The organism is Tabrizicola caldifontis (assembly GCF_004762095.1).
Lineage (GTDB): Bacteria > Pseudomonadota > Alphaproteobacteria > Rhodobacterales > Rhodobacteraceae > Tabrizicola > Tabrizicola caldifontis.
The window spans coordinates 1-15,749 of record NZ_SIJH01000026.1; the positions used below are offsets into that span (position 1 = coordinate 1).

Below are 15,749 nucleotides of genomic sequence, written 5' to 3' on the forward strand. Positions count from 1 at the left end.
GGCGATGCGGGCGGCCCAGCCCTCCGAGCCATCGGGAACAGCCAGCATGACAGCCATACCCGCATCGCCTGCGCCCAAGCAGCTTCCCACCGACATGGGCGCATTGAAAAGAGGTAAGGCGGCATGAGCCATGGCATCTGTTTCCCCCACCACGGCCGAGGACCGGCGGCGGCTCTGGCATCCGCGTGGAACGCTCTGTGCTGTCTGCCGGCGACCCACCCGTGGCTTTGGCTGGTTCGACCCGGTGCGATCGAAGCAACCGCGCCCCTCGGTCTGGTTCTGCTCGATGGCCTGCCAAGGCTTCTGGACGCGTTTGGCGCGGGAGCGTTGGGCCATGGTTGATCTCACCGAACAGGAGAAGGCGGCGATCCGCGCCGCCATGAAGTCGGTCGCCGAGATCATGGAGGAGATCGGCTGGCAGACGCGCTTCTCCGACCTCACGGAGGCGCAGGTGCTCACGCTCATCGAGGTCGCCGTCGGCGGCTTCCAGGACGCCATGCACGCCATGGCAGCCGACGCCGACGCGGAGGTGCCGTTCTGATGAAAACGTGCAGCAAATGCAGTGAAGAGAAGCCGGCGGTAGAGTTTGGCGTGCGGCGCCGGAGCCCCGATGGTCTACAGGCTTGGTGCCGGGATTGCCGCCGGGAATATCAGCGTGCCTACGCGCAGAACTTCCGAGATCCCGAAAGGCATCGGGAGGCGCAGCGCCGGTATCGGCTGCGCCACGCTGAAAAGAACAAGGCGCACGGCATCGTCAGGAGCGCAGTCAAGGCGTGCCGGATCATCGTGCCGGTCTGGTGTCAGCGCTGCGGCTGCGTGACCGAACTCGAAGCCCATCATCACGACTATTCCGAGCCGCTCGCGGTCGAATGGCTCTGCTCGACCTGCCACGGGCTCGCCCACCGCAGCTACGAGGGAGGTCAGCATGCTGGACTATAACCGCCGACCCCACAACGCCTGGATCGAGATCGACGACAGTTTGCTGGAGAAGGCGGTTTCCTTCGCCGGTTGGGCAGCACGCGAAGGGGCGGCCTTCTATGTAGTGCCGGGAACGGTCGCCGAGACCGGCAAGGCCAAGGCCGCCGATGTCCAGCAGATGCAGACGGTCCTGGTCGACCTCGACGCCGGAGACATTGCGGCCAAGCTTGACCACCTCGTACGTCATCTCGGCGAGCCGACACTGCTCGTCGAAAGCGGCGGCCGGACGCCGGATGGTCTCGACAAGCTTCATGTCTGGTGGCGCTTGAGCGAACCGGCCGAGGGCGAGGACATCGCGCTTCTCTGTCGGCTGCGCGGCGACATCGCGGTCAAGGTCGGCGGCGACACGCATTTCCGATCGGCCCACCAGCCGATCCGCCTGGCCGGTTCGGTCTATCACAAGGGCGGCTTCAAGCGGCTGGTCAACATCCGCCGCCACAGCCCCCGGATCGAGGTCCATCTACGCGACTTCGCCGAACTCGTCGCCGACATGCCACCGCTTGCCGGTGTTGGTTCCGAGCCAGCCCCCTCGACCAACAAACCGTCGATCACCGATGTCCTGACGACGCCGGTCCGCGAAGGCGGATCAGACGATTGGACCCGCTTCCAGGGGGCGAGCGCCGCCATCGGCCACTACGTCCGCATGGCGCATGAGGGCCGCATGAGCCGCGACGACGCTTGGGAGGCGATCTGCCAGTACAACGCCGCCCAGCTCCGTCCCAGCTGGCCGCTCGAACGCCTCGCCTCGGAAGCCCAGCGCCTCTGGCGTCTGCACGAAGAGCGCCACGGACCGGCCCTCGAACGGATCGCCGTTCCGCCGATGTCCGCGCTGCCGGTTTTCACGCTCGGCGCACTGCTCGACGACGTGAGCCCGATGCCCGAGGACATCATCGCGCCGCGATTGCTGACGCCGGGCGGGATGCTGGTGCTCGGCGGCGCCCCCAAGGTCGGCAAGAGCGACTTCCTGATCAGTCTGCTCGTCCACATGGCGGCGGGCGTGCCCTTCCTCGGCTTTGCGCCAAGCCGGCCGCTGCGGATCTTCTATCTGCAGGCGGAGATCCAGTACCATTACCTCCGGGAGCGCCTTCAGGCCATCCGGATCGAGCCGGCGCTCCTGGCCGCGGCGCGCGATAATCTCGTCGCCACGCCAAAGGTCCGCATGTTGCTCGACGCCGGCGGCGTGGGCCTGACCATCGCCGCGGTTCGCGCCCACTACGGGCATGGCGCGCCCGACATCCTCTGCATCGACCCGATCCGCAATCTCTTCGATGGCGGTCCGGACGGCGGCGGGGAGAACGACAACACCGCGATGCTCTTCTTCCTGCAGGAGCGGGTCGAGGCCCTGCGGGACGCCGTAGCCCCGGATGCCGGCCTGATCCTCTGCCATCACACCCGCAAGATCACGAAGAAACAGCTCGTCGAGGACCCGTTCATGGCGCTCTCGGGCGCGGGCAGCCTCCGCAGCTTCTACACCTCCGGCGTGATCATGCACCGGCCCGACGAGGACCGGCCGGAGCGGATGCTGCATTTCGAGCTCCGCAACGGCCCCGGCATCGAGCCGATGATCGTCGACAAGGCGGACGGACGCTGGGTCGCGATCGACCGTTCGGAGACAAGGCTCGTGCGTCGCGAGTTCGGCGAGAAGCTCGACGCCGAGCGCGCGCGCAAACACGACGTGATCCTTCAACTGCTCTGTGATGAGGCCGAGGCCGGCCGTCTCTATACCGCGCTGCAATTCGCCGAGAGCTTCGAGAATCAGGCCGGGCTCGGCGGCAAGGACACGATCCGCGAGCGGATCAGCGTGCTGGCCACGAAGGGTTTCATCAAGTTCGTTCGCGATGGCGCGCCATTCGGTCTGCCAACCTCGCGTTCGAAGTTCGGCTACCCGCCGCGATCAGCCGGATGGAGGAAACGCTCAGCTGGACGGTGGGGCTCGATCCGATCGACGGCAAGATTGTCTGGCTGCGCGCCTACGGCGAGCGCTGGAAAACCATCTGCTGGACCGTGGGATTGCAGCGCTCGGCGGCGCACGAGCACTGGCTCTATGCGCTCTGCGTGATCGCATGGCGGCTGAACCAGCGCAAAGTCCCCCGGCTCCGGTCGCGCCGCTACGTGATTGAAATGGTCAAGGGGGCTTGCGAGGACCCGGCCAGTCACCCCAATTAACTTCTTGTCCGTACGTTGTCCGTATGATATGAAGGTCGGGACAGGAGATCCGCCATGCCAGCAGCCGAAGCCAAGTCCGAACGCATCGAGGTGCGCACCACGCCGACCATGAAGGCGCTGCTGCAGCGAGCTGCCACATTTTCGCACAAGAACGTGACGGAGTTCCTGCTCGAGGCGGGCATTCATGCCGCCGAGGAAGCGCTCGTCGATCGGCGCATGTTCCGGCTGGATGACGCCCAGTGGCAAGCATTCCAGGATGTTCTCGACCGCCCCGTCCAGAGCAAGCCGCGCCTCGCCAGACTGCTCGCCGAGAAGAGCGTGCTTGAGTGACGGCGGAGAACCAATCGTTCTCTGCCGTCCAAAAGCTCGATGCCTCCCACGACGTCGACGGGTTTGATTGCGGCAAGGAACCTCTCGATCGATTCCTGCAACGCCACGCTCTGGTCAACCAGAAAGCGGGCAGCGCTCAGACCTATGTCGTGTGCCGCGGGGAACAGCGTGTCGCGGGCTATTACAGCCTCGCGGTCGGTGCTGTCGAACATGCCGAGGCACCCGGTCGAGTCAGCAAGGGGCTTGCCCGTCATCCGATCCCGGTGATGCTCCTCGCTCGTCTTGCCATCGGCCGGGCCGAGCAGGGAAAGGGGCTGGGCAAGGCGTTGCTCAAGGATGCACTGCTGCGCACGGCTCAAGCTGCCGACATTGCAGGTATCCGAGCGCTGCTCGTGCATGCCAAGGACGATGAAGCGCGCGCCTGGTACGAGCAGTTCGACTTCGAACCGAGCCCGACCGATCCCTATCACCTCTTCCTGCTGATGAAAGATCTGCGGGCGCTTCTCGGCGAGTGATCGCAAGCTCGCGAAGCGAAGCGGAAAGTGTCCGCCGGACACTTTTCGAAGAGACGAAAACCCCAGTTCTCGGGAAGATTCTGGCTATCCTCGGGAGAAGCGCGCGTCGCGATCACGAGCGCACGGATACTGTCGCTGGAACTGATCCAAGTAAAGGATCCGCGTTGATCCTTTCGTTATGGATCGATGCCCGTTCACGTCAACATCGCCTGAGCATACGAGTTCGCGGGTCCTTCCTGGCGGAAATCGTATGCTGGCGGGCGAAGCGCGAGACTTCGCCAGCGTCAGGGCCGGATTTTTGGGAAGCCAGCTAGAATCCGGATCCACCCGCCTCCCGAAACCCTTCCCGAACCCGCCGCGTGACATGCATGACCTGGCTTTACCTTCCTCCGGACGCGCTTCCGGAGCCGGAGACGCATGCCTCTTCGGCCTTTCCCTCTGCTCCGGCGCAGGCGGGCTCGATCTCGGGCTTGTCCTCGCCATCCCCGGATATCGTGCTGTGGGCCATGTCGAACGGGAGACCTACGCCGCAGCCACGCTCGTGGCGCGGATGGAAGACACGTCCCTGGATCAGGCTGTTGTCTGGGACGACGTTGGAACCTTCGATGGCCGCCCATGGCGCGGCGCGGTGGACATCGTCACTGCGGGCTATCCGTGCCAGCCGTTCTCGGTCGCGGGCAAGCGCCGGGGCGCGGACGACCCGCGCCACCTCTGGCCGCATGTCGCTCGCATCATCGCCGAGGTCGAGCCGCCCTTCGTCTTCCTCGAGAATGTCGCCCATCATCTCCGCCTCGGCTTCCCCGAAGTCGCCAGCGGACTGGTCGGCATGGGCTACCGCCTTGCGGCAGGCCTCTTCACGGCGGCGGAGGTCGGCGCCACCCACAAGCGGGAGCGGCTGTTCATCCTCGCCATCCGCGAGGGAGACGACCTGGCCGACCCCGCGCGCCTGCTCTGGCACCCGGTCGAGTGGCGGGAACCGGACGGAACTGCTGCGGCTCTGGCCGACACCGAGGGCCAGCGCCAACGAGAACCGGCAGACGAAGCCGACGCCGTCGCAGGCAGCGGGACAGCACGGCATGAACCTCGCAACGACGGCCGCGATGTGGCCGACGCCGATGGCCAACGACGGATGCAAACCGAGCGCGGGCAACCGCAAGACGGCCGATCTGACGCATTCAGCGGGAATGTGGATGACCCCGACGGCCCGCGATCACAAGGACGGAGCGACGACGCTGGCGAACACGCCGGTGAACGGCCTGCTTGGCCGCCAGGTCCTGGTGACGCCGATGGCTGGGCGCGATACCTCCGATGCGCGCCTGACCTTGACCGCCCTGCTGGATAGAAGCTGGCCGCATGAACGCGGTGCGCATCTGCGCATCGCGCGGCTCGCCATCGACACCGGCTATGAGGCCCCGGCGGTCTATTCCTGGTCGCGGGCGCAGGGGTTTGGGCAGGTATCGCCGGTCAAGGGTGTCGAGGGGTTCAACCGCTCGAGCCCGGTCTCGGGGCCGACTTTCGTGGACGCGACCGAGGGCGGCAAGCGGCTGCGGCGCGGGGCGAGGCTCTGGACCGTGGCGGTGTCGACCTTCAAGGCCGAGACCTACCGCTTCCTGCGGCTGGCGCGCCCGACCGAGGAGGGTGAGGCCGGACCGTCGCGCCAGTGGCGCGGCGTAAGCCGGCCGAACGCCGACGGGGCGGCGTTCCCGCCCGGTTCGGTGCACCTGCCGCATTGGGTCGAGAACGAATGGCTGAAGCAGTTCGTCGCCGAACAGCTGGTGACGGTGCGCACCAAGCGCGGCTTTGCCCGGCTGGAATGGCAGAAGCTGCGCGAGCGCAACGAGGCGCTGGATTGCCGGGTCTACGCCCGCGCCGCCGCCTGGATCGCGGGCGCGGACCGCTGGTCTGAGGAGAAATGGCGCGACCTCGAGGATCAGCTCGGGGCCGCACCCACCGACACCGATCCCGCCGGGCAGATCAACCGGCCGGGGCAGGCCCCGCAGGGCAAGCGCCGCTCCGACTGGCTCGGGCGGCGGGAGGGATGGTTCTGAGCATGACCGACTGGACGGAAACCGAGCTCTCGGCGCTGCGCCGGGCCTATGCCAGCGGCACGACCCGGGTCAGCTATGACGGCAAGTCGGTGGATTACGGCTCGGCCGAGGATCTGCTCGCGCGCATTCGCACCATCGAGCGCGCCATCGCGGGCAGCACACGGCCGCTGCCGGTGGCCGGGCTCGCGGGCTTCTCGCGCGGGGACCGCTGATGTCTGCGACCTGGTTCGATCATGCCATCGCCACGGTGGCCCCGCGCATGGCGGCTCGTCGTGTCATGGCGCGTCAGGCGTTCGAGACCCTGACGCGGGGCTATGACGGGGCCGCGCGCGGGCGGCGGACCGAGGGCTGGCGCGCGCCGGGATCCTCCGCCGACACCGAGATCGGCGTGGCCGGGGCGCTCTTGCGCGACCGGATGCGCGATCTGGTGCGCAACAACCCGCATGCGGCCAAGGCCGTGGCGGTGCTCGTCAACAACATCATCGGCGCGGGGATCATGCCGCGCGCCGCGAGCGGTGACGACAAGCTCGACCGGAAGGTCGACGCGCTGTTCACCCGCTGGACGGCGGACTGCGATGCCGATGGTCAGCTCGACTTCTACGGGCTCCAGACGCTGATCTGCCGCGAGATGGTCGAGGCGGGCGAAGTTCTGGTCCGCCGCCGGTTGCGGCGCGCCAGCGACGGTCTGCCCGTGCCGCTGCAATTGCAGGTGCTGGAGGCTGACTTCCTCGACGCCACCAAATCCGGCGTCGTCGGTGCGGGCCGACTGGTGCAGGGGATCGAGTTCGACCCGGTCGGCAAACGCAGGGCCTACTGGCTCCATGCCGAGCACCCCGGCGACGCCTATGGGGCCCTGCAGAACGGTCTGCAGAGCCGCCCGGTCCCGGCGACCGAGATCGCCCATGTCTACGAGAAGCAGCGCACGCAGGCGCGCGGCGTTCCCTGGGGCGCGCCGGTGATCCGCAGCTTGCGCGATCTCGACGATTACGAGGTCGCGGAACTGGTCCGCAAGAAGACCGAGGCCTGTGTCACGGCCATCGTCTTCGGCGACGACGAGGCCCAGCAGGGCATCGCGCCCGCCGTGGTCGATGCCGACGGCAATCGGGTCGAGCAGTTCGAGCCGGGGCTGATCGCCTATGCCCGCGGCGGCAAGGATATCCGTTTCAACCAGCCCGCGGCCACCGGCGGCTACGCCGAATACAAGCGGGCCAGCCTGCACACGATCTCGGCCGGGTTCCGGGTGCCCTACGAGTTGCTGACCGGGGACCTGTCCCAGGTGAACTATTCCTCGATCCGGGCGGGGCTCGTGGAGTTCCGCCGCCAGATCGACGCCGTGCAGTGGCAGTTGTTCATCCCGATGTTATGCGCGCCTGTCTGGCGTTGGTTCACCGAAGCCGCATGGGCGGCGGGCCAGATCCCGTCGCCGATCGTGCCGGTCGAATGGTCGCCGCCGAAGTTCGAGGCGGTCGATCCGCAGAAGGATGCGATGGCGAACCTGCTGTCGATCCGCTCCGGCACCATGACGCTGGCCGAGGTGATCGCGAAACAGGGCCGCAACCCGGATGCGGTGCTGGCCGAGATTGCCGCCACCAACGCCAAGCTCGATGCGCTGGGGCTGGTGCTCGACAGCGACCCGCGCCGCATCACCAAGACCGGCAGCGCGCAGACGAAAGACCCAGCCGAGCCCGACGCCGACCAACAGGACTGACCCCATGAACACGATGATCGAACTGCCGGCCATGCGCCGGTCGGCGGAGCTTGCGCCGAACAGCGTCGACCCGGATGCCCGCACCGTCGAGGTGATCTGGTCGGCCGGAGCCCGCGTACGCCGCGCCAGCTTCTTCGGCGAGCCCTATGATGAGGAGCTGAGCCTCGATCCCGCTCATGTCCGGCTCGACCGGCTGAACGCGGGCGCGCCCTTCCTGAAGGTGCACGAGGTCGACACGCTCGACGCGGTCATCGGTTCGGTCGTGCCGGGTTCGGCGCGGATCGAGAACGGACGCGGCATCGCGGTGGTGCGGATCAGCGAGCGCGCGGACGTCGAGCCGATCTGGCGCGACATCCAGGCCGGCCACATCCGGGCGGTCTCCATCGGCTACCAGGTCCACCGCTTCGACATCTCCAAGCCCGATGGCGGGCGCGAGCTCTGGCGGGCGGTCGACTGGACGCCGTTCGAGGTCTCGGCCGTGCCGGTCGGCGCCGATCCCGCCGCGGGCTTCCGCGCCAAGGGCGAACAACACGATTGCGTCCTCCATCGCCGGGACGCCCTCACAGAGGAAGGAGCATCCCCGATGACCGACAAGACCCCGGCCGCTCCGGCCGACGACACAACCGATACGGCAGCGACCGAGGAGATCACCATGCCCGACGACAAGACCGGCGCGGCCGAAGCGCAGACGCGCGCGGCTGAGACGCGCAGCCAGCCAAAGGCCCCGAAGGTTGAGGCCTCAGATACCGAAGCCATCGCGACCCGTGCCCGTGAAGCCGAGCGCGACCGCGTCTCCACCATCTACGATCTGGCAGGCCGCCTGAACCTCGAGCGCGGCTTCGCCGAGGACCTGGTCAAGCGCGGCGTCAGCGTGGACGAGTCCCGCCGCCTGATCCTCGACCAGGTGGCGGCGAAGTCGGACGAGACCCGGACCTTCCCGCATGTCTCCGTGCCCCTCGGCGGCCGGGACGAGCGCATCACCCGCCGCGACGCCGTCGCGAACGCGCTGCTGCACCGTTACAGCCCGACGCTGTTCCCGCTCGAGGACGCCGCGCGCCAGTACCGCGGCATGACACTGCTGGAGCTCGCCCGCGAGAGCCTCGGCAATGCCGGGGTGAACACGCGCGGCCTCTCGCGCGACGAGGTGGCGACCCGCGCGCTGCACTCGACCTCGGACTTCCCCGAGATCCTGTCGGCCGTCACCAACAAGACCCTGCGGCAGGCCTATGACGCCTATCCCCGGACTTTCGCGCTCTTCTGCCGCCAGGTGCTCGCCACCGACTTCAAGTCGATGCACCGGGTCCAGTTGGGCGAGGCGCCGCAACTCCTCGAAGTGGGCGAAAGCGGCGAGTTCAAGCGCGGCACGCTCGGCGAGAGCAAGGAGAGCTACAAGGTCAAGACCTATGGCCGGGTGGTCGCCATCACCCGCCAGACGCTGATCAACGACGATCTCGACGCCTTCACCCGCATCCCGGCGATGTACGGCAACTCCATCGCGCAACTGGAGTCGGACGTCGTCTGGGGGATCATCACCGCCAACCCGGCGATGGCCGACGGCAACGCGCTGTTCCACACCACGCACAAGAACCTCGCAGGCACCGGTGCGGCGCTGGACGTGGCCAGTGTCGGGGCGGCCCGGGCGGCGATGGCGCTGCAGACCGGCCTCGACAGGAAGACGGTGCTGAACATCCGGCCCGCCTTCCTGATCGTGCCCGCGGCGCTGGAACTGAAGGCCGAGCAGCTGGTCGCCCAGAACCTCGTCCCCGCCGACAGCGCCAAGGTGGTGCCGCAGTCGATCCGCACGCTGTCGCCGATCAGCGAGCCGCGCCTCGACGCCGCCAGCGCCACCGCCTGGTATCTGGCGGCGAGCCCGAACCAGATCGACACGATCGAATACGCCTATCTCGAGGGGCAGCAGGGCGCCTACATCGAGACCCGCAACGGCTTCGACGTCGACGGGGTCGAGATCAAGTGCCGCCTCGACTTCGGCGCCAAGGCCATCGACTGGCGCGGCCTCTACAAGAACCCGGGCGCTTAACCCGCACCCCAACATGCTGAACCCCGACACACGGGCGGTCCTGACGGGCCGCCCTTCGTCTTTCCAAAAGGATCCTCCCCATGAAAAACTACGTCCAGCCCGGCAACACCATCACCCTCACCGCGCCCTATGCCGTCGCCTCCGGCGATGGCCTGCTCGTCGCTTCCATCTTCGGCATCGCCGCTGGCGCGGCCGCCCTCGGCGAGCCCGTCGAGACCGCGCTCGTCGGCGTGTTCGACATCACCAAGGTCGGCTCCCAGGCATGGACCGTCGGCGCCAAGGTCTATTGGGACGACACGAACAAGCGCTGCACGACGGTCGCGACCGACAACACCCTCATCGGCGTGGCCGTCGAGGCGGTGGCGAGCGGCGCGGGCGACACCATCGGCCGGGTCCGCCTGAACGCGACGTTCTGATGAGCGCCTTCGCCGCCGCCGTCGGCGCGCTCTTCGCCGATCCCAACATCGGCCAGGACGCGGTCTACATCGCTGACGGCGGTGCGCCCGTCCTTGTGCGCGTCGTCGCCCGGCGCGCCGATGCGATCACCGACTTCGGCGATGCCCGGCTCTGGTCCGAGACCACCCGGATCGACCTGCGCGTGGCCGAGGTGGCGAACCCGCGCCCCGGCGACCGCATCGAGATCGAGGGCGACGCCTTCCTGATCCAGGGCGAACCCGTCCGCGACCGCGAGCGGCTGGTCTGGACTGTCGACCTGAGGCCCGCGTGAAACTGAAGCTCGACATCGATCCCGACATTGTCGCGATGATGGCGGCCGAGGTTGCGGCGGGCGAGAGGGCCGTGTCGGCCGCGATCCGTGAGGCCGGGACCGGGCTGAAGGCAGCCTGGCGGCTGCAGATCACCGGCGCGGGCCTCGGGGCCCGGCTGGCCCGCACCATCCGGTCGGAGCAGTTCCCCAAGGCCAAGCCCAGCCTCAACGCGGCAGTGCTGGTCTGGTCGAACGCCCCGGTCATCGTGGGCGCGCACGACACCGGCCCGCTGATCCGCTCGAAGAATGGCTTCTGGCTCGCGATCCCGCTGCCCGCCGCGGGCAAATCCCTACGCGGCGGCCGGATCACGCCCGGTGAATGGGAGCGGCGACGCGGCCTCCGCCTGCGCTTCGTATATCGCCGGACGGGCCCGAGCCTGCTGGTCGCCGAGGGGCGGCTGAACACGAAAGGCCAGGCGGTGGTGTCGCGCTCGAAGACCGGGCGCGGAAAGGTCACCGCGCCGATCTTCCTGCTGGTCCCGCAAGTCAAGCTGCCGAAGCGGCTGGACCTGGCGCGGGATGCGGTGCGGGCGCATGAAGCCGTGCCGGGGCTGATCGTGGCGAACTGGGTGGATGTGCGCATTTGAGAGGGTCAATCATCCAGTCGATCAGCCGCAGCAATCCCTGCCTGCCTGGATCGGCGGACAGGCGACATTGCCCCATGAGCAATAGACACAGCAATCGCCGGGCTTCGGCTTCAAGAGCTTGCCGCAGCCCGTGCACTCGTAGAACCACTGGCAGGCATCCGTCGGCATGGTCTCGGTTTTCGCGTGCCCGCAGTCGGGGCAGGTGATGGTGCTGACAAGAATGGGTGATTGATCGGACATTGAATCGCTTTCGGCCAGGAGCTCCGCAAGATTGGTTGCAGCATATCCCGCTTATCTGTCGGGCAGAAGCCGCGGCACCGCCTTGAGGTAGACCAGCACGCCCAGCAGTTCGACGAGCGACTGGAAGACGATGACCACGATGGCCAGACGCCATTCCGGCGACAAGGCCAGCGCCAGCGGCAGCACGACAAAGGAATTGCGCGTGCCGAGGCTGAACACCAGCGCGCGCCCGGATCGCGGCGGCAGGCGAAACGCGCGTGCAAGACCCAGCCCCGCGAACAGGGCCAGCACGAGAAAACCGACGAACACGCCCGCCACCTGCGGCAGGACAGGCAGGGACGCGGTCACGGTCCGCACCTGTGATGCGGAAATCAGGAAAACGACCAGCGCCAGCAGTGGCACGGGGAACCAGGCGAGATGCTCGATCACCGTGTCTCGGCCGGACCCTGCCTCGGCCCATCGTTCAAGCAACCATGCCGCCACCAGCGGCGCCACGATCAGCGTCAGGAAAACGGTCACGATGGGACCGACCGCGAAGATCTCCAGAAAGGCCGATCCCATGAAGAGCCAGAGATAGATGGGCAACAGCGCCATCTGCACGATCAGGTTCACGGGCGTGGCGGCGATCGCCCGGCCGGTGTCGCCGCCCGCCAGATGCGTGAAGGTGATGTACCAGTCCGTGCAGGGGACGAGCAGGACCAGAAGAACGCCCAGCCGGACTGCAGGATCGCTTGGCAGGAACACAAGCAGCCCCGCCACGATCAGCGGGATGACCGCGAAGTTGCCCGCGAGCATCGCCCCCATGAAGCGCCGGTCGCGGAATGCCTCCGGCAGATGGATCAGCGGCACCTGCGTGAAGGTCACGAAGATCAGGATGCCCAGCAGCGGCCAGACCGCTGCCTCGAGCTGTGCGGCGGCCCCCGGCAGCAACAGACCGAGGCCCAACCCCGCCAGGATGGCGGCGAGATAGATCCAGACCTGGTGACGCTCCAGCGCAATGCGGCTCATGTCCATCCTGTTCAATTATTGCAGTCGAGGTATAACCTCGTCCTCAAGGAAGGCTATCGCCCTCCAAAACAAAGAAGACTCCGAAGAATGAACGATGCCGACCCGAATGCGCAAGAAACGGGCGTTCCAATGCCGCCCACCGGATGGTTCAACCGCACGGTCGCCGGTGCGGGAATCACCTCGGCGCTCGGGGATTTCGCCTATGAGACGACGACCGTCATCCTGCCGGGTTTCCTCGCCGTGCTTGGCATCCCGGCTGCGGTGCTGGGGATCATCGAGGGCATTGCCGACGCGGTCGCGAGCTTCACCAAGATGTTCGCGGGCCATATCGCCGACCGGTTCGGGCACCGCAAGGCGCTCGTTTTGGTTGGCTACGGCCTGACCCCGGTCGGGCAGGCGCTGATCGCCCTCGCGGTCGGCTGGCCGCTCCTGCTGCTTGGACGCACGGTGTCGTGGTTCGGCAAGGGTCTGCGCGGGCCCTTGCGCGATGCGATCATCGTGCAGGCGATCCGTCCCGAGACCCGCGGGCGCGCCTTCGGGTTTCATCGGGCGATGGATACGGTGGGGGCGATCTTCGGTCCGTTCCTCGGCATCGCGGCGCTTGGCTGGGCGCAGGGGTTCGATTGGCCGGATCCGGCCGATGCATTTCGCCTCGTCTTCTGGTTGACGCTGATCCCCGGCGGCCTGGCGGTACTGGCGTTTCTGACACTGGTCCGTGACCCCGAGCATTCGCCCAACCCCGAGTTGCGGCTGATCTCGACGCTCAGGGGGCTGCCCGCGCGGTTCAAGCGTTACCTCGGCGCGGTCGGGGTGTTCGGGCTGGGGGATTTTTCGCACAGCTTGCTGATCCTGGCTGCGACGGTGCTGCTCACGGCGCAAATGGGCGTTGTCCAGGCGGCGCAGGTGGCGGGGCTTCTCTATGTCTGGCGAAACGTGGTGCAGGTGGTGGCGTCCTATCCGGTGGGCGTGCTGGCCGACCGACTGGGGCCGGGCCGCGTGCTGGTCGCGGGCTATGCACTCGGCGTGCTGACCGCTGCTCTGATGGCGACGGCCTTCGCGTTCACGACGGAAAGCCTTTGGTTCCTCGGCCTGATCTTCGCCATTGCCGGTCTCTATGTCGCTGTGCAGGAGGCGCTGGAGGCGACGGTCACAGCCGGCATGGTGCCTGAGGACCGGCTGTCGACGGGCTACGGGGCGCTGGGCACGGTGAACGGTGCGGCGAAGCTGATCTCCAGTTCCGCGGTCGGGATCCTGTGGACGCTGGCCTCGCCGCTGGTCGCCTTTGCGGTGGCGGCGGCGCTGATGGCGGCGGGAACGCTGGCCTTGCTGAGGGTCAGGTAACCCGCGCGTCGTTCAACGTCTGTGATTTGCAGGCAGTTTAATGCCCACCCCCCGCGAAACCATCCTCGCCGCGCTGCACGCGCGGCTTTCGGCGCTGCCCGCCACCGTCTTGCGGGGCGAGGTGCTGCCCGAGCGTGTGCCGGCCGCAGGTCTCCTGATCCTGCGCGACGGTGAGCCCGGCGAGCCCGAGGTCACGCTGTCGCCGCTGCGTTACCACTACCAGCACAGAGCGGAGATCGAGGCCGTCGTGCAGGGTGCGGCCCGTGACACCGCCTTCGACACGCTCTGCGCCAGTGTCGGCTCGGCGATTGCTGCCGACCGCACGCTGGGCAGCCTTTGCGATTGGGTCGAGGCGGAAGCGCCGCGTCCGGTCGATCTGGCCGTTGACGGCGCCGCCAGCCTGAAGGCGGCGGTGATCCCGGTCATCCTGCACTATTCCACGGCCGATCCACTGGCCTGACCCCACCGACGATAGGAGAACACGATGGCACGAGCCCATGGGGCGCGGGCGCAGATGGCGCTTGCGTTCGAGACCGTCTATGGTACCGCGCCGGCCTCGGGCTACCGGACGGTGCCCTTCGCCAGCACCACGCTCGGTTCCGAACAGCCGCTGCTCGCCTCGGAACTGCTGGGCCAGGGACGCGATCCGCTGGCCCCGATCAAGGACGCGATCACGGCCGATGGCGATGTCGTCGTGCCGATCGACGTCGAGAACTTCGGCCTCTGGCTGAAGGCCGCCTTCGGTCAGCCCACGACCACCGGCACCACGCCCAAGACCCACACCTTCCAGTCCGGCAACTGGACGCTGCCGAGCATGGCCATCGAGACGGCCATGCCCGAGGTTCCGCGCTACGCGATGTACACCGGCTGCGTCTGCGATCAGTTGTCGTGGCAGATGGCGCGGTCGGGGCTGCTGACCGCGACGGCCCGACTGGTGGCGCAGGGCGAGAACGTCGCTGCCACCACGGCCGCCGGTACGCCCACCGCCCTAGCGCTGCAGCGGTTCGGGCATTTCAACGGTGCGATCACCCGCAATGGCACACCGCTCGGCAACGTGATTTCCGCCGAGGTGACCTGGTCCAACGGCCTCGACCGGATCGAGACCATCCGCTCGGACGGGCGCATCGAGGGGGCAGACCCCGGCATGGCCGCGCTGACGGGCCGGGTGGAGGTCCGTTTCGCCGACACCACGCTGATCACGCAGGCCATCGACGGCACGCCCTGCGAGCTGGTCTTCGCCTGGAGCCTCGGGGCCGAGGCCAGTTTCACCTTCACCGCGCACGCCGTCTATCTGCCGCGCCCGCGCATCGAGATCCCGGGCCCGCAGGGCATCCAGGCCACCTTCGACTGGCAGGCGGCCAAGGCCACCAGCCCCGCCCGCATGTGCACCGCCGTCCTCGTCAACACTGTCGCAACCTATTGAGAAGGCCCGCCATGCTGACCCTCGACCTCACCAACGCTCCGCAATGGTGCGACCTCATCCCCGGCGTGCGTGTTCGGCTCCGCCCGCTGACCACCGCACTGATGGTCTCGGCACGCAGCGATCCCGCGATTGCCGAGTTGCCCGAGGGGGCCGCGACCGAGGAAGCCGCGCTCGCCATGGCCAAGGCGCTGGCGCGGCGTGCGATCCTCGAATGGGAGGGGATCGGCGACGCCGATGGCACTCCCATCGATCCGAGCCCCGAGGCCATCGACGCGCTCCTCGACCTCTGGCCCGCCTTCGAGGCGTTCCAGACTTCTTACGTCGCCAAGGCCCTCCTGCTGGACGCGGAAAAAAACGCCTCAGCGCCCTTGCCGACTGGTCCTTCGGTGGGGGCGAAGGCTACTGCGCGGCCTGCGGCACGACCTGTCCCGACTGCCCCGCCCGGCTGAACCGGCCGCTGACGCTCGAAGGCGCGCAGGTCTGGGACCTGGCGCAGCGCCTTGGCGGGCAGATGCGCGTCATCCCCGGCGCGGTCATCGGTTGGGACATGGGCGTGGCACTGGCGCTGGGGAACACCCTCGGCATCTCCGCACCCGCCATG

19 protein-coding genes and 2 pseudogenes are annotated in these 15,749 nt (G+C 67.8%); 19 read left to right on the forward strand and 2 right to left on the reverse strand.

Going from position 1 to position 15,749, the window contains the following annotated elements:
- Positions 1 to 130 precede the first annotated feature (130 nt).
- From EYB42_RS17645 to EYB42_RS16330, 14 genes and pseudogenes are all read left to right on the forward strand, one after another.
- The gene (locus EYB42_RS17645; RefSeq protein ID WP_240784230.1) at positions 131 to 541 is read left to right on the forward strand and encodes a DUF6511 domain-containing protein; all 411 of its coding nucleotides are present in this window, start codon (positions 131 to 133) and stop codon (positions 539 to 541) included.
- On the forward strand, positions 541 to 939 hold the full coding sequence (locus EYB42_RS16270) for a hypothetical protein (protein WP_135451137.1): 399 nt from the start codon (positions 541 to 543) through the stop codon (positions 937 to 939). Before EYB42_RS17645 ends, EYB42_RS16270 begins: the two co-directional genes overlap by 1 nt.
- Before the next feature lie 913 nt (positions 940 to 1,852).
- Positions 1,853 to 2,365, forward strand: a pseudogene (locus EYB42_RS17650) (AAA family ATPase); the annotation flags it as partial.
- Positions 2,366 to 2,880: 515 nt separating this feature from the next.
- Complete coding sequence (locus EYB42_RS17655; protein WP_240784232.1) at positions 2,881 to 3,144, forward strand: DUF6362 family protein; 264 nt, start codon at positions 2,881 to 2,883, stop codon at positions 3,142 to 3,144.
- Positions 3,145 to 3,198: 54 nt separating this feature from the next.
- A complete protein-coding gene (locus EYB42_RS16285) occupies positions 3,199 to 3,474 on the forward strand; it encodes a type II toxin-antitoxin system TacA family antitoxin (RefSeq protein ID WP_050474469.1) in 276 nt (91 codons plus the stop codon).
- Complete coding sequence (locus EYB42_RS16290; protein WP_135451138.1) at positions 3,471 to 3,989, forward strand: GNAT family N-acetyltransferase; 519 nt, start codon at positions 3,471 to 3,473, stop codon at positions 3,987 to 3,989. The genes EYB42_RS16285 and EYB42_RS16290 overlap by 4 nt, the downstream gene beginning before the upstream one ends.
- A 364-nt stretch (positions 3,990 to 4,353) precedes the next feature.
- Positions 4,354 to 5,331 carry a DNA cytosine methyltransferase gene (locus EYB42_RS16295; RefSeq protein ID WP_135451151.1) on the forward strand — a complete coding sequence of 326 codons (978 nt, stop codon included), beginning with the start codon at positions 4,354 to 4,356 and terminating at the stop codon, positions 5,329 to 5,331.
- Positions 5,312 to 6,037, forward strand: a pseudogene (locus tag EYB42_RS16300) (terminase gpA endonuclease subunit); the annotation flags it as partial. The gene EYB42_RS16295 and the pseudogene EYB42_RS16300, both read left to right, overlap by 20 nt.
- Positions 6,038 to 6,039: 2 nt before the next feature.
- Complete coding sequence (locus tag EYB42_RS16305; RefSeq protein ID WP_135451139.1) at positions 6,040 to 6,249, forward strand: phage head-tail joining protein; 210 nt, start codon at positions 6,040 to 6,042, stop codon at positions 6,247 to 6,249.
- On the forward strand, positions 6,249 to 7,745 hold the full coding sequence (locus EYB42_RS16310; protein ID WP_135451140.1) for a phage portal protein: 1,497 nt from the start codon (positions 6,249 to 6,251) through the stop codon (positions 7,743 to 7,745). Before EYB42_RS16305 ends, EYB42_RS16310 begins: the two co-directional genes overlap by 1 nt.
- A gap of 4 nt (positions 7,746 to 7,749) precedes the next feature.
- Positions 7,750 to 9,783, forward strand: coding sequence for a prohead protease/major capsid protein fusion protein (locus EYB42_RS16315; protein ID WP_135451141.1), 2,034 nt, complete (start codon positions 7,750 to 7,752; stop codon positions 9,781 to 9,783).
- A gap of 80 nt (positions 9,784 to 9,863) precedes the next feature.
- Positions 9,864 to 10,199: a DUF2190 family protein gene (locus tag EYB42_RS16320; protein ID WP_135451142.1), complete on the forward strand. Its 336-nt coding sequence runs from the start codon at positions 9,864 to 9,866 to the stop codon at positions 10,197 to 10,199.
- Complete coding sequence (locus EYB42_RS16325; RefSeq protein WP_135451143.1) at positions 10,199 to 10,510, forward strand: head-tail joining protein; 312 nt, start codon at positions 10,199 to 10,201, stop codon at positions 10,508 to 10,510. The genes EYB42_RS16320 and EYB42_RS16325 overlap by 1 nt, the downstream gene beginning before the upstream one ends.
- Entirely contained in the window at positions 10,507 to 11,136 is a 630-nt protein-coding gene (locus tag EYB42_RS16330) for a DUF6441 family protein (protein ID WP_135451144.1), read from the forward strand. The genes EYB42_RS16325 and EYB42_RS16330 overlap by 4 nt, the downstream gene beginning before the upstream one ends.
- Before the next feature lie 21 nt (positions 11,137 to 11,157).
- Here EYB42_RS16330 and EYB42_RS17660 read toward each other — a convergent pair whose 3' ends face one another.
- Both EYB42_RS17660 and EYB42_RS16340 read right to left on the reverse strand, forming a co-directional pair.
- Positions 11,158 to 11,376: a GDCCVxC domain-containing (seleno)protein gene (locus tag EYB42_RS17660; RefSeq protein WP_135451145.1), complete on the reverse strand. Its 219-nt coding sequence runs from the start codon at positions 11,374 to 11,376 to the stop codon at positions 11,158 to 11,160.
- Positions 11,377 to 11,427: 51 nt separating this feature from the next.
- On the reverse strand, positions 11,428 to 12,384 hold the full coding sequence (locus tag EYB42_RS16340; RefSeq protein WP_135451146.1) for an arsenic resistance protein: 957 nt from the start codon (positions 12,382 to 12,384) through the stop codon (positions 11,428 to 11,430).
- A gap of 87 nt (positions 12,385 to 12,471) precedes the next feature.
- Between EYB42_RS16340 and EYB42_RS16345 the strand changes: the two genes are divergently transcribed.
- The 5 genes from EYB42_RS16345 to EYB42_RS17860 form a co-directional block, all read left to right on the forward strand.
- Positions 12,472 to 13,725: an MFS transporter gene (locus tag EYB42_RS16345; RefSeq protein WP_205910004.1), complete on the forward strand. Its 1,254-nt coding sequence runs from the start codon at positions 12,472 to 12,474 to the stop codon at positions 13,723 to 13,725.
- Positions 13,726 to 13,765: 40 nt separating this feature from the next.
- Positions 13,766 to 14,185: an acyl-CoA transferase gene (locus tag EYB42_RS16350; RefSeq protein WP_135451147.1), complete on the forward strand. Its 420-nt coding sequence runs from the start codon at positions 13,766 to 13,768 to the stop codon at positions 14,183 to 14,185.
- Positions 14,186 to 14,209: 24 nt separating this feature from the next.
- The gene (locus EYB42_RS16355; RefSeq protein WP_135451148.1) at positions 14,210 to 15,148 is read left to right on the forward strand and encodes a phage tail tube protein; all 939 of its coding nucleotides are present in this window, start codon (positions 14,210 to 14,212) and stop codon (positions 15,146 to 15,148) included.
- Between the two features lie 11 nt (positions 15,149 to 15,159).
- The gene (locus EYB42_RS16360) at positions 15,160 to 15,597 is read left to right on the forward strand and encodes a hypothetical protein (RefSeq protein ID WP_135451149.1); all 438 of its coding nucleotides are present in this window, start codon (positions 15,160 to 15,162) and stop codon (positions 15,595 to 15,597) included.
- Positions 15,598 to 15,659: 62 nt separating this feature from the next.
- Positions 15,660 to 15,749 (forward strand): DUF7697 family protein (locus EYB42_RS17860; protein ID WP_449342968.1); only part of this gene is annotated, 90 nt, incomplete at its 3' end.